Source organism: Streptomyces sp. NPDC050145, assembly GCF_044460245.1.
GTDB lineage: Bacteria > Actinomycetota > Actinomycetes > Streptomycetales > Streptomycetaceae > Streptomyces.
In genome coordinates, this window is the sequence record NZ_JBITJS010000001.1 from 121,586 (window position 1) to 140,357 (window position 18,772).

Below are 18,772 nucleotides of genomic sequence, written 5' to 3' on the forward strand. Positions count from 1 at the left end.
TGGGGCGCCGATGCGTGGCCGGGTGCGCGATCGTGGTGGCTGGTCGCGCAGTTCCCCGCGCCCCTGGAGGTCGAGGCTCCGCCGCTCTCCAGCGGCACCTGTCTCGCCGTTCTACCGAGGGTGACGCAGTCGCCCGAGCAAGGCGTAGGCGCGGCCCTCCGTCGCGGCCAGTTCCGTGGGGTCGATGCCCGCCGGCCAGAGTTCGCCGGCGGCCGTGTCGTCGGCCTCGCGCAGTTCCACGACGGCCAGGGCGAGGCGGACCTGGAGGACGGGGAGCAGGGGGCCCGGCGGGCCGGTCAGAGCCCGTTCCGCGTCCGCCACCGCGCTCCGGCACTCCGCCAGCGCCCGCTCGACCCGCACCGCGGCGCGGTCGTGGACGATCAGCAGGGCGCAGAGCAGGCCCACCCCGATGCCCACGACGCTGCCGAGGACGCGGTCCAGGACCAGTTCGCCCGCGGGGGCCGGGACGGCCAGCTCGGTGAGGAGCAGGGCGATCGGGGTGAGGAAGACGACGGCCAGCGCGTAGTTGCGGGCCGCGACGTACTCCAGCAGGAATTCCAGCACCACGACCACCAGGGTCAGCGTCACCGGCGCCAGGTGCAGGCCGAGCACCGCGAGCGCGAGGAGCAGGCCGACCCCCGTGCCCAGGGTCCGCTGGACCGCGCGCTGGGCGGTGGTGCGGACGTTCACCGAGTGCAGCACGGCGGCGGCCGAGATCGCCGCCCAGTAGCCGTGCTCCAGACCGAGCAGCGCGGCGACCGCGCCCGCCGCGCCCGTGCCCAGGGCCATCCGCCACGCCGGAACGGCCGCCGCCGCGAACCGCTCCCGGCCACCGGGTCGCCCCAGCAGCAGTTCGGTGGCCCGCGTCGCGCCCGGATCCTCCGGCAGGTGCGGTTCGGGCGCGCCCGACCGGGACCGCAGCGGGTCCAGGATCGGCGGGACCCGGCGCCTGCGGCCCGTGAGCAGCCGGGCCTGGGCGCGCAGCCCGCGCGCGACGGGGCCCGCGGCCGCGGCCGGGCCGCCCCCGGATCCGGTCAGCAGGGACCAGGCGAGATCGGTGAGCCGTACGAAGTCGGCCTGGCCGCCGGGCACGGCGCGGGGAGCCCGGGTCGGCGGCGGGACGCCGAGGCAGTAGTAGGCGTGCAGCACGGCGACCGTCGCGCGGTGCCGCACGGACCGTGTCGCGGCGCCGCCCGCGGTGGCCGCGCCGCCGGTGACGTCCAGCAGGTCGGCCACGCGGCGCAGCGCCATGGCCACCGCGAGCCGCTGCGGCCGGTCCGGGTGCAGGAGCACGCCCGCGACGCCCAGCACCCAGGCGCAGCCCGCGCCCGCCGCCGCGAGCCCGGTGTACGGGAGCACGTCGGCGGCGGCCGGCGCCCCGTTGGCCGCGACCGCGAACGCGAAGAGCAGCAGGACGGCGCCGAGTCCGCCGACCCGCGTGACGTCGCAGACGAACTTGGCGATCCCGGCCACCACGGCCGTCGCCGCGATCACGGCGAGCGCCCCCGCCCCGCCCGCGTGCGGGTCCGCCGCGACGGCGAGCGCCGATCCCGTGCCGACGGCGGCGGTCATCGCGAGCGCGGCCACCGAGAGGACCCGGACGCGCCGCGCGTAGGGCAGATTGCGGCCGAACGTGGTGGTGAGGGAGCCGAGCGTCGCGTACACCGCGAGGTCGGGCCGGCCGGCCACGCTCAGCGGCACCGCCACGACCCCCGTGGCGAGCGCGGCCCGCAGCGCGAACACGACCGCCCCGTCGACCTCGTGCAGGGCGAACGCCCCGCGCGGCGACAGAGCACGCCGGGCGCCCCGGGCCGAATGGCGCCACCCGTGCCGCGGCTCGGGCGGAGCGAAACGCCGGAAGTTCGGCATGTGCGGTGTATTCCCCTTGTCAGGTCTGCATTTCAAGTCTGCCCGGTGCCGGGTTTCCCCGCGAGAACGGAATTCGGCGGGCCGCCCCGCCGGGGCGCGGCTAGCGTGGTCGCTCATGAACACCCGAAGGCCGCTTCCGGCCGTTCCCCGGCTGGTCGGCGCGGTCGTGCTCGGCACGCTGACCGGGGTGGCCGTCGCACTGACCGTGGACGCCGGACTCGGTGTCCTCGCCGGCATCGCGGCCACGGAGGCGCTGTTCGTGCTGTCCGGCTGGCTGGTGCTCTGGCCGCTCGACGCCGAGGCCACCCACCGCAACGTCCGCCGTGAGGATTTCCGCCCCGTCACCGAGGAGCTCGCCGTCGTGGGCGTCGCCCTGTGCGGGCTCGTCGCCATCGTGCTGCTGCTCCTGCGCGGAAAGTCGGAGCACGCGCACGCCGCCGCGGCGACCGCGCTCGGCGGAGTGTTCATGGCCTGGGCCGCCCTGCATCTGATGTACGCGACCCGATATGCCTTCGTGTATCACACGGCGGGCGGCGGAATCGATTTCAACGGAAAAGAGACCCCTGCCTACCGGGATTTCTTCTATTTCAGTTACAACCTCGGCATGACCTATCAGGTGTCCGACACGAACGTGTCGAGCCCGACCGTCCGCGCGATCGTGCTGCGGCATTGCCTCCTGTCGTACGTCTTCGGCACCAGCATTCTCGCCACGGCCATCAATCTCGTCACCGGAATCGTCACGGGCTGACCACCCGGTCGATTTTCCGGCAGTCTTTCCCGCCCGGTCAAACTGGTCTTTTCGATCGGCTGATAGCCGGCGCTTATGAACGGCGTGATCGGCGCCGCCTATCACGTGATCGACACCGCCTCTTTGACGAATTCACCGGCGTGCCGGAAAGTGAATTCGCTACGCGGCCGGCGAGGCCGGGGAAGCCGAATGAGGACGAGGAAAGAGGCAGAACGGAACATGGCGGACATCCAGGACCCGGTCGACGATCTCTCCGTCACCCCGCCGAAGGAGTGGGCGACCGGCGTACCCGCCGTGACGCACGCCCTCGAGTACTCCCTGGGCCAGACCTCCGTACGCCGCACCGCCCTCACGCTGCTCAACATCAACCAGGTCAAGGGCTTCGACTGCCCCGGCTGCGCCTGGCCCGAGCCCAAGCCCGGCAAGCGGCACAAGAACGAGTACTGCGAGAACGGCGCGAAGCACATCGCCGACGAGGCCACCTCGCGCCGCGTCACCGCCGACTTCTTCCGCGACCACACCGTCGCCGAGCTCGACCAGAAGTCCGACTACTGGCTCAACCAGCAGGGCCGCCTCACCGAGCCCATGGTCAAGCGCCCCGGCGCCGAGCACTACGAGCCCATCGGCTGGGACGCGGCCCTCGACCTCGTCGCCCAGGAGCTGCGCGCCCTCGACTCCCCGGACGAGGCCCTCTTCTACACCTCGGGCCGCCTCAACAACGAGGCCGCGTTCCTGCTCCAGCTCTTCGCCCGCGCCTACGGCACCAACAACCTGCCCGACTGCTCCAACCTGTGCCACGAGTCCAGCGGCTCCGCCCTGACGGAGACCCTCGGCATCGGCAAGGGCAGCGTCACCCTCGACGACATCCACGAGTCCGACCTCGTCTTCGTCGTCGGCCAGAACCCGGGCACCAACCACCCGCGCATGCTGACCGCGCTGGAGGAGACCAAGCGGGGCGGCGGCCGGGTCATCGCCGTGAACACGCTGCCCGAGGCGGGCCTGCTGCGCTTCAAGCACCCGCAGAAGGCCCGCGGCGTCATCGGCCGCGGCACGCAGATCGCCGACCAGTTCCTGCACATCCGGGCCGGCGGCGACCTCGCCCTCTTCCAGGCGCTCAACCTGATGCTCCTGGAGGCCGAGGAGAAGGCCCCGGGCACGGTCGTCGACCACGACTGGGTCACGACCCACAGCACCGGCTACGAGGAGTTCGCCGAGCACGCCCGCAAGACGTCCTGGGACGACGTGCTCATGGCCACCGGGCTCTCCCGCGCCGAGATCGAGCAGGTCCACGAGCAGGTCCTCAAGAGCCGTAACGTCATCGTCTGCTGGGCCATGGGCGTCACCCAGCACAAGCACGGCGTGCCCACCATCCGCGAGATCGTCAACTTCCTGATGCTGCGCGGCAACATCGGCAAGCCCGGCGCCGGCGTCTGCCCCGTCCGCGGCCACAGCAACGTCCAGGGCGACCGCACCATGGGCGTCTGGGAGCGGATGCCGCAGGCGTTCATGGACGCGCTCGGCCGCGAGTTCGACTTCACGCCGCCCCAGAAGCACGGCCTCGACTCCGTCGACGGCATCCGTGCCATGCGCGACGGCAAGGCCAAGGTCTTCGTCGGCGTCGCGGGCAACTTCGTGCGCGCCACCCCCGACAGCGACGTCACCGAAGCGGCGATGCGCGGCTGCCGGCTCACCGTCCACATCTCCACCAAGCTCAACCGGTCCCACACGGTCTGCGGAGACACGGCCCTCATCCTGCCGACGCTCGGCCGCAGCGACCGCGACGTCCAGGCGGGCGGCGAGCAGTTCTACACCGTCGAGGACTCGATGAGCGAGGTGCACGCCTCGCGCGGCCGTCTCGCCCCCGCCTCCCCGCACCTGCTCAGCGAGATCGCGATCATCTCCCGCCTCGCCCGCAAGGTCCTCGGCGACAGCCCCGCCATCGCCTGGGAGGACTTCGAGGCGGACTACGGCACCGTCCGCGACCGGATCTCCCGCGTCGTGCCCGGCTTCGAGAACTTCAACGAGCGGGTCGCGGCCCCCGGCGGCTTCCGCCTGCCCAACCCCGTCAACCAGGGCGTCTTCCGCACCCCCAGCGGCAAGGCCGTCTTCACGGTCAACGACTTCACGATGCCCGAGGTCCCCGCCGGCCACCTGCTCCTGCAGACCCTGCGCTCCCACGACCAGTGGAACACCATCCCCTACGCGATGAACGACCGCTACCGGGGCATCCACAACGCCCGCCGCGTCGTCATGGTCAACCCCGAGGACATCGAGGCGCTCGGCCTCGCCGACCGCGACCTCGTCGACCTCGTCTCCGTCTGGCACGACGGCACCGAGCGCCGCGCCCCCGGCTTCCGCATCGTCTCCTACCCGACCAGCGAGGGCTCGGCCGCCTCCTACTACCCCGAGACGAACGTCCTCGTCCCGCTGGACAGCGTCGCCGACATCAGCAACACGCCGACGTCGAAGAGCGTCCTGGTCCGGCTCGAACCGGCCGCCTCCGGCGGTACGCCCGCCGACGACGTGGCACTGTGAACGGAGGAGGATCGACATGGGGCGAGTGACCGCGCGCAGGCGCGTGATGCGGGTCCGCGACGGAGTGGTGTCCCACCGGCCGGACACCCTCGCGGCCGAGGAGCCGATGGAGATACGGGTCAATGGGCGCCCGCTGACCGTCACGATGCGCACCCCGGGCGACGACTTCGACCTCGCGGCCGGGTTCCTGGTCAGCGAGGGCGTCGTCCACCGGGCCGCCGACGTCGCCGGGATCCGCTACTGCGCGGGCGCGACGTCCGACGGCGGCAACACGTACAACGTGGTGGACGTCGTCCTGGGCGCCGGCGTCACGCCGCCCGACGCCTCCCTGGAGCGGAACTTCTACACCACCTCGTCGTGCGGCCTGTGCGGCAAGGCGAGCCTCGACGCCGTGCGCACCACGGCCGCCTGGACGGTCGAGGACGACCCGGTGCGGCTCGGTATCGAGCAGCTCACCCAGTTCCCGGACCGGCTGCGCGCGGCGCAGAAGGTGTTCGACAGCACCGGGGGACTGCACGCCGCCGGACTGTTCACCGCCGACGGCGAGATGCTCTGCCTGCGCGAGGACGTCGGCCGGCACAACGCGGTCGACAAGGTCGTCGGGCACGCCCTGCGCGAGGGCCTGCTGCCGCTGCGCGGCACGGTCCTGATGGTGAGCGGGCGCGCCTCCTTCGAGCTCGTGCAGAAGGCGGTCATGGCGGGCATCCCCGTGCTCGCGGCCGTGTCCGCGCCGTCCTCGCTCGCCGTCGACCTGGCCGACGAGAGCGGACTGACCCTGGTCGGCTTCCTGCGCGGCACCTCGATGAACGTGTACACGGGCGCCGAGCGGCTCGCCGCCGTACCGGCCGGCTGACCGCGTCCGCGGGCCGGGCGTCCCCTCAGCGGGCGTCCGGCAGCCGGTCGAGCGTCGTCGCCAGATCCTCGTGCCGGGCCACCTCGACCAGGGCCCGCGCCATCACCGAGCCGGGCTCCCGGGCGGACCAGACCAGACCGACCGGGACGGCGGCGCTCGGGTCGACCAGCGGCACCGCCCGCATCCCGTGCGGCACGCCGAACACGTGCAGCCAGGCCTGCGGCACGACACTCGCCCACTGGCCCGTCCTGACGTGCGCGAACAGCGCGCCCACCGAGTCCGTCTCGATCCGGGGAGACGGCGTGAGGCCCACCGACGCGAACACCTCGTCGAGGACCCGGCGGCCCTGCATCGACCCGGTCAGCAGACACAGCGGCAGCCGGCTGGCATCGGCCCAGGTGGCCGAGCGCCGGTGCGCCGGGCCCTCGGCCACCGTCGTGAGCAGCACGTACCGCTCCTCGTACAGCGGGAGCGTCTGGACGCCCTCGGGCAGTTCCTTGTGCAGATACGTGATGCCGGCGTCGATCTCGAAGTTCTGCAGCAGCCGGAAGACGTCCACCGACTGAAGGTCCGTCAGGACGTCCACCGTGACGAGCGGGTGCGCGGTGCAGAACGGGCCGGTCAGCAGGGACACCGCGCCGGACGCTGTCGGGATCGAGCCGATCCTCAGCCGCCCGTTCAGACCGCTGCGCAGCGCGCCGACCTCGTCCCGGAGCGCGTCCCGGTCCGCGATGATGCGCTGCGCCCACACGACGATGCGCTCGCCCTCGGGGGTGAGCCCCTCGTACTTGCGGCCGCGTCGCACGAGCGGCACGTCGAGCTCGTCCTCCAGTTTGCGGATCGCCTCGGACAGCGCGGGCTGGGAGACGTGACAGGTTTGCGCGGCGCGGGCGAAATGGCGCTCACGGGCGAGCGCGACCAGGTACTCGAGTTGACGGAACAGCACGTGACGGGTCTACCCGAGCGGCGCGCGAAGCGCCAATCGCGCCCCGGCGCGTCCTCGGTGGACCGCTAGGGCCTCTCGTTTGGATCAGGCTGGGCTCGCGGGGTGTGGCACGCACATCTGCGGCGTTGTCGTCAGTCGCCGACGTCCCCCAGCCTTCGGCCGGGAGGTGCCCCCACCGCGTCGACTCCTTCCTCCGCCTTGCAGCTGCACGCACCACGCCCCGCTCCCTGATCCAGCCTGATCCAAACGAAAGACCCTAGCCGAGCGAGACGATGCGGGCCGACGTCGGCCCCGCGGGGGTGCGGTAGTCGACGGTGTCCCCGGGGCGGCGGCCCATCAGGGCGAGTCCCAGCGGGCTGTCGGACGTGACCAGCGACGGCGTCGAGGCGTCGGGCAGCTCGCTGATCTCCACGGTCTGCTCGGTGCCGTCGTCGAAGCGCACGGTGACCGTGCTGCCCACGCCGACCTCCGAGGTGTCGGGGGCGCCCTCCGCCGCGCCCTCGCGCAGCCGCAGCTCCACCTCCTCGATCCGGGCGTCGAGCCGCCGCAGCTCGTCGGCGCGCTGGATCTCGTCGGCCGAGTCGGCCTCGTCGCCCACCTGGTCGGGATCGCTCAGGGTGGCGGCCACCGTCGCGCGCTCGGCGGCGAGATCGGCGCGCTGCCGTTCGAGGGCCGCGCGGCCGGTGGCGCTGATCGGTTCGGGCTGGCTCGACATGCCGACTCCTCGGACCAGGAGAACAGGATGAAACCGGATATTCGTAGCCTAAGTGGTACGGGTGAATGTGGCAGGGCCGCGATGATCCACACGCGTGCGGCGCGTCCGGGTGCGGTCGCTATGTTGAGGGCCATGCAGTCCTACACCATCGGCCAGGCAGCGCGGCTGCTCGGCGTCAGCCCCGACACCGCACGCCGCTGGGCCGACGCCGGCCGCGTCGCCACCCACCGCGACGAGGCCGGACGCCGGCTCGTCGACGGCAGGGATCTCGCCGCGTTCTCCGTGGAGCTCGCCAAGAGCGGCGGCTCCGGCGAGGACGAGATCTCCTCCACCTCGGTCCGCAACGCGTTCCCCGGCATCGTCACCGCCGTCAAGCTCGGCGACGTCGCCGCCCAGGTCGAGATCCAGGCCGGGCCGCACCGGCTCGTCTCCCTGCTCACCCGCGAGGCCGTCGAGGAGCTCGGCCTCGAGGTCGGCATGGAGGCCACGGCCCGGGTCAAGTCGACGAATGTCCATATCGACCGGACCTGATCCCTCCGGGCGGCGCCCGCTCCGTATAAACGCACATGCATGGCTGGTCGTGGATGGTGGCCAGCTCATGCGATGCCACAGCAGACTTCTCCCTCGCACCTGCGGCAGTATGATCCCCGCAAGCCAGGAACCAAGGGAGTGGACCTGTGATATCTCGTCCCGCGCGCCGGGCCCGTCGCACGCTGACCGTCGCCGGCCTCGGAGCGGCCGCACTGCTGACACTGAGCGCCTGCGGCTCCGCCGACCCGTCGTCCGGCAAGACGGACGCGGGTGCGTCCGCGTCCGCGTCGTCGGGGGGCAAGGTGTCCGGCACGGTGAACGTGTTCGCCGCCGCCTCCCTCAAGGAGAGCTTCACGACGCTCGGCAAGCAGTTCGAGAAGGCGCACCCGGGCACCCACGTCACCTTCAACTTCGGCGGCAGCGACAGTCTCGCCGCGGGCATCAACAGCGGCGCCCCGGCCGACGTGTTCGCCGCCGCCAGCCCCAAGACGATGAAGATCGTCACGGATGCCGGGGGCGCCGCGGCCGACCCGAGCACCTTCGTGCGCAACCAGCTGGAGATCGCCACCCTGCCGGGCAACCCCCACAAGGTGTCCTCCCTCAAGGACCTCACCGCCGACGGCCTGAAGGTCGTCCTGTGCGACAAGGCCGTGCCCTGCGGCACCGCCGCCCAGAAGGCCCTCGACGCGAGCAAGCTGAAGCTCACCCCCGTCTCCTACGAGCAGGACGTCAAGAGCGCCCTCACGAAGGTCGAGCTGAAGGAGGCCGACGCGGCCGTCGTCTACAAGACCGACGTGAAGGCCGCGGGTGACAAGGTGGAGGGCGTGGAGTTCCCCGAGTCCGCCGACGCGATCAACGACTATCCGATCGCCCTGCTCAAGAAGGCCCCCAACACCGCTGCGGCCAAGGCCTTCGTCGACCTCGTGCAGTCGCCCGACGGCCAGAAGGTGCTGACCTCCGCCGGATTCCTCGCACCGTGACCGAGCCCCGCACGCCGGGCGCCGCGACCGACACCCTCACGGGGGGCGGTCCGCGGCGCCGCCGTCGTACCCGCACCGCGCCCCTTCCCTTGCTGCTGCCCGCCCTCGTCGGCCTCGCCTTCCTGGTCGTGCCGCTGATCGCCCTCCTCGTCCGGGCGCCGTGGCGCGATCTGCCGTCGCAGCTCACCAGCCCCGAGGTCTGGCAGGCGCTCCAGCTGTCGTTGGTGTGCGCGACGGCCGCGACGCTCGTCAGCCTCGTGCTCGGCGTCCCGCTGGCCTGGCTGCTCGCCCGCACCGAGTTCCCCGGGCGGGGCCTCGTCCGCGCGCTCGTCACCCTGCCGCTCGTGCTGCCGCCCGTCGTCGGCGGTGTCGCCCTGCTGTCCGCGCTCGGGCGCAACGGACTCGTGGGCCAGTACCTCGACTCCTGGTTCGGCGTCACCCTGCCCTTCACCACCACCGGCGTGATCGTCGCCGAGGCCTTCGTCGCCATGCCCTTCCTCGTCATCAGCGTCGAGGGCACCCTGCGCGCCGCCGACCCCCGCTACGAAGAGGCCGCCACCACGCTCGGCGCCTCCCGGTTCACCGCGTTCCGGCGCGTCACCCTGCCGCTCATCGCGCCCGGCATCGCCGCCGGATCCGTCCTCGCCTGGGCCCGGGCGCTCGGCGAGTTCGGCGCCACGATCACCTTCGCCGGCAACTTCCCCGGCCGCACCCAGACCATGCCGCTCGCCGTCTACCTCGCCCTGCAGAGCGATCCGGCCGCGGCCATCGCCCTCAGCCTGGTCCTGCTCGCCGTGTCCATCGCGGTCCTCGCGGGCCTGCGCGATCGCTGGATGACCGCCTCATGACCCGTACCGACAAGGCCCTCGACGCCGACGAGACCCTCGCGCTCAGGGAGGAGCCCGGGGGCGCGGGGCTCGACGCCCGGCTCGTCGTCGACCGCGGCGACTTCCACCTCGACATCGCCCTCAGCGCCGCACCCGGCGACGTCGTCGCCCTCCTCGGCCCGAACGGCGCCGGGAAGAGCACCGCCCTGCGCGCCCTCGCCGGCCTCGCCCCGCTCGACGCCGGCCACCTCCGGCTCGACGGCGTCCCGCTCGACGACACCCCGCCCGAGTCCCGCCCCGTCGGCGTCGTCTTCCAGGACTACCTGCTCTTCCCGCACCTCAGCGCGCTCGACAACGTGGCCTTCGGCCCGCGTTGCCAGGGCGTGAGCAAGGCCGAGGCCCGCGCGCAGGCCCACACATGGCTCGACCGGATGGGCCTCGCCGACCACGCGGGCGCCAAACCGCGGCGCCTGTCCGGCGGCCAGGCCCAGCGCGTCGCCCTCGCCCGCGCGCTCGCCACCCGGCCCCGGCTGCTGCTCCTCGACGAACCCCTCGCCGCGCTCGACGCCCGCACCCGGCTCGACGTACGGGCCCAGCTGCGACGCCACCTCGCCGAGTTCGAGGCCGTCGCCGTGCTCGTCACCCACGACCCGCTCGACGCCATGGTGCTCGCCGACCGGCTCGTCGTCGTCGAGCACGGCCGCGTCGTCCAGGAAGGCGCCCCCTCAGCTGTCGCGCGCCGCCCCCGCACCGACTACATCGCCCAGCTCGTCGGCCTCAACCTCTACCGGGGGCAGGCCGACGGGCACGCCGTGCGGCTCGAGGACGGCCAGGAGATCACCACCACCGAGGACCTGCGCGGCCCCGTCTTCGTCGCGTTCCCGCCCGGCGCCGTCACCCTCCACCGCGAGCGCCCCAGCGGCTCCAGCGCCCGCAACCTGTGGGAGTGCGAGGTCACCACCATGGAGACCCACGCCGACCAGATCCGCGTCGCCCTCACCGGCGGCCTGCCCCTGGCCGCCGACCTCACGACGATCGCCGCCGCGGAACTGGGCCTGCATCCCGGGACGACGGTCTGGGCGACAGTGAAGGCCACGCAGACGCACGCGTATCCGGCGTGACGGAGGGCGGGGGCTCGCGGCGCTGGGGAGTGTCGGTTGACGGGGGTGACGGGGTCGGTGGGGTGGCGGGGAGGTGCGGCGGCTGGGTGGGGTGCGTGTTGGGTGAGCCGGTTCAGGGTGCGGCCTCGCCGGGCGGTGACGGCGCAAGGCCGCGTATCGGGGCGGGGACAGGCGTCCGGCGAGTTGCCGCTGCACGTGCGTGCCGGGCTTCGTCGGGCTGTCCGGCCGGGCGGCGTCGCCGCGACTGGGGCGGCGGGGGAGGTGCGGCGGCTGGGTGGGGCGCGTGTCGGGGTGAGCCGGTTCAAGGTGCCGCCTTGCCGGGCGGTGACGGCGCAAGGCCGCGTACCGGGGCGGGGCACGGGGTCCGCTGAGTTGGCGCTGCACGTGCGTGCCGGGCTTCGTCGGTCGTCGGGCCGGGCGGCGTCGCCACGACTGGGGTGGCGGGTGTCGGGGTGAGTCGGTTCAGGGTGTCGCTCGGCCGGGCGGTGACGGCAATACGCGTACGAGGTCCGGGGCGCGGCCTCCGGTGAGGTGACGCGGCACGCGCGTTCTGGGCTCCGGGCCGTCCGGCGACGACGTGACGCGTACCCGGGCCCGAGTACGGCCGAGCATTGCGTCCGGCGACGTGACGTCCGCGTCGACACACGCCCGTCCCGCTTGACCGGCTATGTCCCCCGGCGCCGCTACCTTGGCCACGTCCGACACCCCGTCACCAGTGAGGCGCGCCGTCATGACCCTGAGCACGAGCATCCGCAACCAACTGCCCGGCACCGTCGCCGCCGTCACGTCCGGCGCCGCCATGGCCACCGTACGGATCCGCCTCGACGACGGGCAGGAGCTGACCTCCGCCGTCACCGCCGAGGCCGTCGCCGACCTCGGCATCGACGTCGGCTCCCGGATCACCGCGCTCGTGAAGTCCACCGAGGTCGCCCTCGCCATCGGCCCCGTCGAGGGACTCTCCATCCGCAACCGCCTCGCCGGCACCGTCAGCTCCGTCACCCTGGGCCCGGCCATGGCCATCGTCAAGATCGCCTCCGGGTCCGTCGAGCTGACCGCGGCCGTGACCTCCGACGCCGTCACGGACCTCGCCCTCACCACCGGCACGCCCGTCGTCGCCCTGATGAAGTCGACCGAGGTCTCCCTCGTGACCGACTGAGTCTTACGGAGCCGTGACGTGCGGGCCGCGTCCCGTGCTCCGCGCCGTCCCCGCGCCTAGCGTGGCGCCATGCGTGTACTGGTCACCGGCGGTGCCGGGTTCATCGGGTCCCATGTCGTCGAGGCGCTCGCCGCGCACGGCCACGAACCCCTCGTGTACGACGTGCGGGACGACCCCGGCGCCGACGTGCGTGACCCCGACGCCGTCGCCCGCGCCCTGGCCGGCGTCGACGCCGTCTGCCACCAGGCGGCGAAGGTCGGACTCGGTGACGGGGTCCGGGACGCGGCGGATTACGTCTCCCGCAACGACCTCGGCACCGCCGTCCTCCTCGCCGCCATGGCCGACCACGGCGTGCGGCACCTCGTCCTCGCCGGGTCCATGGCCGTGTACGGGGAAGGCCGCTACACATGCCCGCACCACGGCGACGTCCGCCCCGGCCCCCGCACGGTCACCGACCTCGACGCGGGCCGCTTCGAACCCCGCTGCCCGCGCTGCGCCGCCGCCCTGGAACCGGCCCTGATCGGCGAGGACGCCCCGGCCGACCCGCGCAACGTCTACGCCACCACCAAACTCGCCCAGGAACACCTCGCCGCCGCCTGGTCCCGCTCCACCGGCGGCACGGCCGTCTCCCTGCGCTACCACAACGTCTACGGCCCCCGGATGCCCCGCGACACCCCGTACGCGGGCGTCGCCTCCTTCTTCCGCTCGGCGCTCGCGCGCGGCGAGGCACCGCGGGTCTACGAGGACGGCCGGCAGCGCCGCGACTTCGTCCACGTCCGCGATGTCGCCGCCGCCAACCTCGCCGCCCTGGAGGCCGGCGCCGCCCCGGGCGCCCTGACCGCGTACAACACCGGCAGCGGAGACCCGCACACCGTCGGCGAGATGGCCCGCGCCCTGGCCGCCGCCCACGGGGGACCCGAGCCGGTCGTCACGGGGGAGTACCGGCTCGGCGACGTCCGCCACATCACCGCCGACTCGGCCCGCCTGCGCGCGGACCTGGGCTGGAAGCCGACGGTCACCTTCGAGGCGGGCATGCGTGCCTTCGCCCGGGACGAGCTGCGCGCCCCCTGACCGCTCCGGCTACGACGCGGTCGGCAGGGTCACCTCGAAGCAGCAGCCTCCCGGGATGTTGCGGACCGTGGCCCGGCCGCGGTGGGCCTCCACGATGCCGCGCACGATGGCGAGGCCGAGCCCCGCGCCCGCGGGGGGCGTCCGGGCGTGGGTGCCGCGCCAGCCGGTGTCGAAGACGCGGTCGAGGTCGTCCTCGGGGATGCCTCCGCAGCCGTCCGTGACCGAGAGCACGACCCCCTCCGCGGAGCGCTCCGTGGCGACCGCGACGGTGCCGTCCGCCGGGGTGCGGCGGATCGCGTTCACGAGGAGATTGCCGAGCACGCGGCTCATCTCCTTGCCGTCGACCTCCACCGGCACCGGCTCGACCCCGTCGCCGACCAGCCGCACCCCGTGCTCCCGCGCGAGCGGGTCCGCGCCGGCGAGCGCGTCGCCCACCAGGTCGTACAGCGACATGCGGGCCGGGGTGAGGGGCAGGGCGCCCGCGTGGATGCGGGACAGTTCGAAGAGGTCGCCGACCATGCCGTTGAGCCGCTCCACCTCGGCGCGCATCTGCCGCAGATAGCGGTCCGGATCCTCCGCGACCCCGTCCTCCAGCGCCTCCGACATGGCCCGCAGACCGGCCAGCGGGGTCCGCAGATCGTGCGAGATCCAGGCCACCAGCTCGCGCCGCGACGTCTCCAGGGCACGCTCCCGCTCCCGCGACGCCGCGAGCCGCGCACTCGTCGCCGCCAGCTCCCGGCTCACCGCCTCCAGCTCGGCCGTGGCCGGATGATGCGGGGCGGCGAAGTCCCCGCCGTCGCCGAACGAGCGGGCGGCGACGGCCAGTTCACGGCTGCGGGCGACGACCCAGCGGCCCAGCAGCAACGCCGTCGCGAGCGACACCACCGCCGCCATCGCCACCACCGTCGTCACGACGGTGAGGTCGTGCGGCGACAGGAACATCGCCCACGCGACGGCCAGCGTGCCCGCCAGCATCGCGACCACCCCGACCGCCGCGACCACGGCCAGTGACGCGGTCAGCGACCGGCGCCGGGTCAGCCGCAGCAGCGCCGCCCCGGCCAGACCCGTCGCCGCCGCGCCCGCGAAGGCGTACAGCGCGATGAGAAGGATGTCCCCCACGGCTCAGGCCTCCCCGGCGCCGGGCGTGTCGTCCGGCTCGAAGCGGTAGCCGACGCCCCACACCGTCCGGATCAGGCGCGGGCGGGCCGGATCGTCCTCGACCTTGCCGCGCAGGCGCCGGATGTGCACCGTCACCGTCGACAGGTCGCCGAACTCCCAGCCCCACACCTCACGCATCAGGTCCTCGCGGCTGAACGCCCGCCCCGGATGCCGCAGGAAGAAGGCGAGGAGGTCGAACTCGCGCAGGGTCAGGGCCAGTTCGGCGCCGTCCCGGGTGGCGCGGCGGGCCGCCGGATCCAGCGCGAGGCCCGCCGCGCGCAGCGGGCGCAGGCCCGTGCGCGGGCGGGCCCGGCGCAGCACCGACTCGACGCGCAGCACTAGTTCGCGCGGGCTGAACGGCTTGGTCACGTAGTCGTCGGCGCCCACCTCCAGGCCCAGGATGCGGTCGTCCTCGTCGCCCCGGGCCGTGAGCATGACGACCGGCACGGGCCCGTTCTCGCGGATCCGCCGGCAGACCTCGAGGCCGTCCATGCCGGGCAGCATCAGATCGAGCACGACCAGATCCGGGTGCCGGGCCGTGGCCCGGGCCAGCGCCGTCGGACCGTCGGCGGCGCGCTCCACCAGGAAGCCGGCCCGGTCCAGGTATCCGGCCACCACCTCGGCGACCGTCGGATCGTCGTCGACGACCAGGACCCGCGCCGGATCCGTGGGCGCCGCGTGGCCCGTGAGCTCGTGTGACTGCTGCATGAGGCCAGCCTCGCACCGCGCCCGCGCGTACGACGACCCCGAGCGGGCCCGCACCGGCGGACGTCCGCGTTTCGTAAGGAGCGCGCATCCGAAATGCCCGGATCGCGCTCGTAGGGTGAAAGCCGTGACGACCCCACCCCACCCATCCCCCTCCGTCGACGTGGTCCTGCCCTGCCTGGACGAGGCCGAGGCGCTGCCCTGGGTGCTCGAACGCATCCCGACCGGCTGGCGCGCCCTCGTCGTCGACAACGGCTCCACCGACGGGTCCGCGGACCTCGCGCGCGCCCTCGGCGCGACCGTCGTGCCCGAACCGGTACGGGGGTTCGGCGCCGCCTGCCACACCGGGCTGCTCGCCGCCGACGCCGACATCGTCTGCTTCTGCGACTGCGACGCCTCCCTCGACCCGGCGCTGCTCGTCCCGTTCGTCGACGAGGTGCGCACCGGACGCGCCGACCTCGTGCTCGGGCGGCGCCGCCCCACCCGCCGGGGCGCCTGGCCCCCGCACGCCCGCGCCGGCAACCTCGCCCTCGCCCGCCTTCTGCGCCGCCGCACGGGTCTGCGCCTGCACGACCTCGGCCCCCTGCGCGCCGCCCGCCGCACGGAGCTGCTCTCCCTCGACCTCACCGACCGGCGCAGCGGCTACCCGCTGCAGATGGTCGTCCGCGCCGCCGACGCGGGCTGGCGCGTCACGGAGCACGACGTGCCGTACCGCCCACGCAGCGGCGCCTCCAAGGTGACGGGCACATGGCGGGGCACCTGGCAGGCCGTACGCGACATGAGCCGCGTCCTCGCGGAGGCGACGCCGTCCGCCGCGGAAGGGCGCTCCCGGTGAATCCTCGCGCCGCCGCCCTGCCGCAGCGGGACCCGGTGACCGGGTCCCCTGGCCACGCAGCCTCCGGGGCGGCCCCCGCCCGGCCGCCAAGCCGGACTCCAGCCCCGGCCCGGTGGCTGAGCTGTACGCCGGCCCCCGCCCGGCGGCTGAGCCGCACGCTGGCCCTTGTTCGGAGGCCGAGCCGTACTCCAGCCCCGGTCCGGCGGATGGGCCCCACTCCGGTCTCCGCCTGGAGGCCGATCTGCACGCTGGCCTCCGCCCGGCCGCCAAGCCGAATTCCAGCCCCCGCCGGGCGGCCGAGCCGTACTCCAGCCCCGGCCCGGAGGATGGGCTGTACGCCGGTCTCCGCCTTGAGGTCGATCTGCACGCTGGCCTCCGCCCGGCCGCCAAGCCGAATTCCAGCGCCCGCCCGGCGGCTGAGCCGTACTCCAGCCCCCGCCTGGAGGCCGCGCCGCACGCTGGCCCCTGTTCGGAGGCCGAGCCGTACGCCGGTCCTTGCCGGGCGGCTGAGCCGTACGTCGGTCCCCGCCGGGCGGCCGAGCCGTACTCCAGCCCCGGTCCGGCGGTTGGGCCGTACTCCGGCCCAGGCCCGGCGGATGGGCCGTACTCCAGCCCCGGCCCGGCGGATGGGCCGTACTCCAGCCCCGGCCCGGAGGATGGGCCGCACGCCGGCCTCCGCCTGGAGGCCGATCTGCACGCTGGCCTCCGCCCGACGGCCGAGCCGTGCGCCCGCCCCCGGAGGGAGCCGACGTCGTGCCGGCCCCGTGGAGGCGCATCGGCATGGCCATGCCGTCGCGTGCGCCTTCCGCTCCCGCGGTCACGTCCCCGACGTGACCGGCCCGCGCGAGGCGGCCCAGGTCATGCGGCGCGTCCGGGCCGCGTTCCCGACCCAGCGGCCGCGCCTCGGTCCGCGCGGCCCCGAGTTCCCGACCCAGCAGCCGTGCCTCGGTCCGCGCGGCCCCGAGTTCCCGACCCAGCAGCCGGGCCCGGGCCCGCGCGACCCCGCGTGCAAGGCCCTCCGGGCCGGGCGCCGCGTCTCCGCAGTTGCACCCGGGCTCGCGCAGCCCCGCGTGCACGGCCGTCCGGGCCGAGCACCGCGTCCCCGCCCCGCCCCGAACACCACCTCCGCCCCGGAAGGCCGTACCCCGTGACCACCCTCCTCGTCATCGCCAAGGAACCCCGCCCCGGCCGGGTCAAGACGCGGCTCACGCCACCCTTCACGCCCGAGGGCGCCGCCGCCCTCGCCGAGGCGGCCCTGCGCGACACCCTGCACGCGGTCGCCGCCGTGCCCGCCGAGCGGCGCGTTCTCGTGCTCGACGGGGTGCCGGGGCCCTGGCTGCCGGACGGGTTCGACGTCGTGCCGCAGAGCGGCGGCGGCCTCGACGAGCGGCTCGCCGACGCCTTCGCCGGGTGCGACGGGCCCGCCCTGCTCGTCGGCATGGACACCCCGCAGCTCAGCCCCGCCCTGCTCACCGTCGACTTCGCGGACTGCGACGCCTGGTTCGGCCCCGCGCTCGACGGCGGATTCTGGGCCCTCGGCCTCGCCGACCCCGACCCCGCACTCCTGCGCGGCGTGCCCATGTCCACGGCCCGCACGGGAGCCGTGCAACGCGAACGCCTGAGAGCCGCCGGACTCCGCGTCCGCGACCTGCCGACCCTGCGCGATGTCGACACGGCCGCAGACGCCGCCGCGGTGGCCGCCCTCGCCCCCGACAGCCGCTTCGCCGCCTGTCTCGCCCGGTGTACGTCGCAGGCCCGCGGATGAGCGCGCCACCCGCCGAGACGGCACCCTGGGCCGCGGCCGACCCCTACACGGCGGCCCTGCGCACCGGCACCGGCCCGCTGTTCCTGCGCCGCACCGACGGCTGGCTGCTGCCCCTCGACGTCGAACGCTGGTGCGCCCGCGCCGACGCCGTCGACCGGGACGTCCTGGACCGCTGCGAAGGCCCCGTCCTCGACGTGGGCTGCGGACCCGGCCGGCTCGTAGCCGAACTCGCCGCCCGCGGCCGCACGGCCCTCGGCATCGACGTGAGCTCCACCGCCGTCGAACGCACGACACGGCTCGGCGGCCCCGCCCTGCACCGCTCCGTGTTCGACCCGCTGCCCGGCGAGGGCCGCTGGCGCACGGTCCTCCTGATGGACGGAAACGTCGGCATCGGCGGCGACCCGTACGCTCTGCTCCGCCGGGCGGCCGAACTCCTCGCCCCCGACGGACTGTTGATCGCGGAGACGGCGCCCGTCGACGTGGACGAACGCGCCGAGGTCGAGGTCACCGACACGCCCGGCCGGGCCCCGGGCCGCCCCTTCCCGTGGGCCCGCCTCGGCACACCCGCCCTGCTCAGGTACGCGAACGAGGCGGGCCTGCGCCCCACGGCTCAGTGGGAGGCGGGCGGCCGCAGCTTCGTCGCCCTGCGCGCCCGCACCGCCCACACGAGCGCGGACACCCCGAACAGGGCCGCGGTGATCAGCAGCCAATGGCCGAGGAACACGTCCGCCGAACGGCCGGTCGCCCGCGCGTAACGCCGGGCCGTCGTCCCCGTGATGAGCGGGAACCACACGAGCAGCAGCAGGCACGACAGCGCGGCCGGCACCCGCACGTAGCCCACCCACTCGCGCCGGCCCGCCGCACCGAAGGCCCGTACGAGCGCCCGGTCGGCGCCCGCGTACAGCGGCAGCAGCACCAGATCGTGCAGCAGTGCCGCCCCCACGACCCACACGGCGA

18 protein-coding genes are annotated in these 18,772 nt (G+C 74.3%); 13 read left to right on the forward strand and 5 right to left on the reverse strand.

The genetic code is table 11. The annotated features are described in order from the left end of the window. Window positions 1-111: 111 nt before the first annotated feature. Window positions 112-1,869: an FUSC family protein gene (locus tag ACIBTU_RS00635; RefSeq protein ID WP_399123673.1), complete on the reverse strand. Its 1,758-nt coding sequence runs from the start codon at window positions 1,867-1,869 to the stop codon at window positions 112-114. A gap of 115 nt (window positions 1,870-1,984) precedes the next feature. On the opposite strand from ACIBTU_RS00635, the gene ACIBTU_RS00640 reads away from it, so the two are divergent. The 3 genes from ACIBTU_RS00640 (at window position 1,985) to fdhD (ending at window position 6,005) form a co-directional block, all read left to right on the forward strand. Beyond that, window positions 1,985-2,617 (forward strand): DUF1345 domain-containing protein, encoded by a 633-nt coding sequence (locus ACIBTU_RS00640; protein ID WP_399123674.1) that lies wholly within the window; start codon window positions 1,985-1,987, stop codon window positions 2,615-2,617. A 219-nt stretch (window positions 2,618-2,836) separates the two neighbouring features. Further along, window positions 2,837-5,152: an FdhF/YdeP family oxidoreductase gene (locus ACIBTU_RS00645; protein ID WP_399123675.1), complete on the forward strand. Its 2,316-nt coding sequence runs from the start codon at window positions 2,837-2,839 to the stop codon at window positions 5,150-5,152. A gap of 16 nt (window positions 5,153-5,168) precedes the next feature. Further along, complete coding sequence (fdhD, locus tag ACIBTU_RS00650) at window positions 5,169-6,005, forward strand: formate dehydrogenase accessory sulfurtransferase FdhD (protein ID WP_399123676.1); 837 nt, start codon at window positions 5,169-5,171, stop codon at window positions 6,003-6,005. 25 nt (window positions 6,006-6,030) lie between these two features. Here fdhD and ACIBTU_RS00655 read toward each other — a convergent pair whose 3' ends face one another. After that, window positions 6,031-6,951, reverse strand: coding sequence for a LysR family transcriptional regulator (locus ACIBTU_RS00655; RefSeq protein WP_399123677.1), 921 nt, complete (start codon window positions 6,949-6,951; stop codon window positions 6,031-6,033). A gap of 256 nt (window positions 6,952-7,207) precedes the next feature. Beyond that, on the reverse strand, window positions 7,208-7,666 hold the full coding sequence (locus tag ACIBTU_RS00660) for a GreA/GreB family elongation factor (RefSeq protein ID WP_399123678.1): 459 nt from the start codon (window positions 7,664-7,666) through the stop codon (window positions 7,208-7,210). A gap of 132 nt (window positions 7,667-7,798) precedes the next feature. On the opposite strand from ACIBTU_RS00660, the gene ACIBTU_RS00665 reads away from it, so the two are divergent. From ACIBTU_RS00665 to ACIBTU_RS00690, 6 genes are all read left to right on the forward strand, one after another. Next, the gene (locus ACIBTU_RS00665) at window positions 7,799-8,197 is read left to right on the forward strand and encodes a molybdopterin-binding protein (RefSeq protein ID WP_399123679.1); all 399 of its coding nucleotides are present in this window, start codon (window positions 7,799-7,801) and stop codon (window positions 8,195-8,197) included. A gap of 149 nt (window positions 8,198-8,346) precedes the next feature. Then, on the forward strand, window positions 8,347-9,177 hold the full coding sequence (modA, locus tag ACIBTU_RS00670) for a molybdate ABC transporter substrate-binding protein (RefSeq protein WP_399124210.1): 831 nt from the start codon (window positions 8,347-8,349) through the stop codon (window positions 9,175-9,177). Then, window positions 9,174-10,025, forward strand: coding sequence for a molybdate ABC transporter permease subunit (modB, locus tag ACIBTU_RS00675; RefSeq protein WP_399123680.1), 852 nt, complete (start codon window positions 9,174-9,176; stop codon window positions 10,023-10,025). Before modA ends, modB begins: the two co-directional genes overlap by 4 nt. After that, window positions 10,022-11,125, forward strand: coding sequence for an ABC transporter ATP-binding protein (locus ACIBTU_RS00680; RefSeq protein ID WP_399123681.1), 1,104 nt, complete (start codon window positions 10,022-10,024; stop codon window positions 11,123-11,125). The genes modB and ACIBTU_RS00680 overlap by 4 nt, the downstream gene beginning before the upstream one ends. A 736-nt stretch (window positions 11,126-11,861) precedes the next feature. Next, on the forward strand, window positions 11,862-12,281 hold the full coding sequence (locus tag ACIBTU_RS00685; protein ID WP_399124211.1) for a molybdopterin-binding protein: 420 nt from the start codon (window positions 11,862-11,864) through the stop codon (window positions 12,279-12,281). Between the two features lie 69 nt (window positions 12,282-12,350). Next, window positions 12,351-13,352 carry an NAD-dependent epimerase/dehydratase family protein gene (locus ACIBTU_RS00690; RefSeq protein ID WP_399123682.1) on the forward strand — a complete coding sequence of 334 codons (1,002 nt, stop codon included), beginning with the start codon at window positions 12,351-12,353 and terminating at the stop codon, window positions 13,350-13,352. Between the two features lie 9 nt (window positions 13,353-13,361). On the opposite strand, the gene ACIBTU_RS00695 is transcribed toward ACIBTU_RS00690, so the two are convergent. Next, window positions 13,362-14,471, reverse strand: coding sequence for a sensor histidine kinase (locus ACIBTU_RS00695; RefSeq protein ID WP_399123683.1), 1,110 nt, complete (start codon window positions 14,469-14,471; stop codon window positions 13,362-13,364). A gap of 3 nt (window positions 14,472-14,474) precedes the next feature. Further along, complete coding sequence (locus ACIBTU_RS00700; protein ID WP_399123684.1) at window positions 14,475-15,218, reverse strand: response regulator transcription factor; 744 nt, start codon at window positions 15,216-15,218, stop codon at window positions 14,475-14,477. A 115-nt stretch (window positions 15,219-15,333) separates the two neighbouring features. Between ACIBTU_RS00700 and ACIBTU_RS00705 the strand changes: the two genes are divergently transcribed. From ACIBTU_RS00705 to ACIBTU_RS00720, 4 genes are all read left to right on the forward strand, one after another. Next, the gene (locus ACIBTU_RS00705) at window positions 15,334-16,050 is read left to right on the forward strand and encodes a glycosyltransferase family 2 protein (RefSeq protein ID WP_399123685.1); all 717 of its coding nucleotides are present in this window, start codon (window positions 15,334-15,336) and stop codon (window positions 16,048-16,050) included. 830 nt (window positions 16,051-16,880) lie between these two features. Next, window positions 16,881-17,201, forward strand: a complete 321-nt coding sequence (locus ACIBTU_RS00710; protein ID WP_399123686.1) for a hypothetical protein — start codon at window positions 16,881-16,883, stop codon at window positions 17,199-17,201. Next, window positions 17,198-17,815 (forward strand): DUF2064 domain-containing protein, encoded by a 618-nt coding sequence (locus tag ACIBTU_RS00715; RefSeq protein WP_399123687.1) that lies wholly within the window; start codon window positions 17,198-17,200, stop codon window positions 17,813-17,815. The genes ACIBTU_RS00710 and ACIBTU_RS00715 overlap by 4 nt, the downstream gene beginning before the upstream one ends. Further along, window positions 17,812-18,570 carry a class I SAM-dependent methyltransferase gene (locus ACIBTU_RS00720; protein ID WP_399123688.1) on the forward strand — a complete coding sequence of 253 codons (759 nt, stop codon included), beginning with the start codon at window positions 17,812-17,814 and terminating at the stop codon, window positions 18,568-18,570. The genes ACIBTU_RS00715 and ACIBTU_RS00720 overlap by 4 nt, the downstream gene beginning before the upstream one ends. The last annotated feature ends 202 nt before the right edge of the window (window positions 18,571-18,772 follow it).

Coding starts and splice junctions, on each gene's coding strand:
- ACIBTU_RS00645 (WP_399123675.1), top strand. CDS start 2,837: ATGGCGGACATCCAGGACCCGGTCGACGATCTCTCCGTCACCCCGCCG.
- ACIBTU_RS00640 (WP_399123674.1), top strand. CDS start 1,985: ATGAACACCCGAAGGCCGCTTCCGGCCGTTCCCCGGCTGGTCGGCGCG.
- ACIBTU_RS00635 (WP_399123673.1), bottom strand. CDS start 1,869: ATGCCGAACTTCCGGCGTTTCGCTCCGCCCGAGCCGCGGCACGGGTGG.
- ACIBTU_RS00700 (WP_399123684.1), bottom strand. CDS start 15,218: ATGCAGCAGTCACACGAGCTCACGGGCCACGCGGCGCCCACGGATCCG.
- fdhD (WP_399123676.1), top strand. CDS start 5,169: ATGGGGCGAGTGACCGCGCGCAGGCGCGTGATGCGGGTCCGCGACGGA.
- ACIBTU_RS00660 (WP_399123678.1), bottom strand. CDS start 7,666: ATGTCGAGCCAGCCCGAACCGATCAGCGCCACCGGCCGCGCGGCCCTC.
- ACIBTU_RS00720 (WP_399123688.1), top strand. CDS start 17,812: ATGAGCGCGCCACCCGCCGAGACGGCACCCTGGGCCGCGGCCGACCCC.
- ACIBTU_RS00680 (WP_399123681.1), top strand. CDS start 10,022: ATGACCCGTACCGACAAGGCCCTCGACGCCGACGAGACCCTCGCGCTC.
- ACIBTU_RS00665 (WP_399123679.1), top strand. CDS start 7,799: ATGCAGTCCTACACCATCGGCCAGGCAGCGCGGCTGCTCGGCGTCAGC.
- ACIBTU_RS00690 (WP_399123682.1), top strand. CDS start 12,351: ATGCGTGTACTGGTCACCGGCGGTGCCGGGTTCATCGGGTCCCATGTC.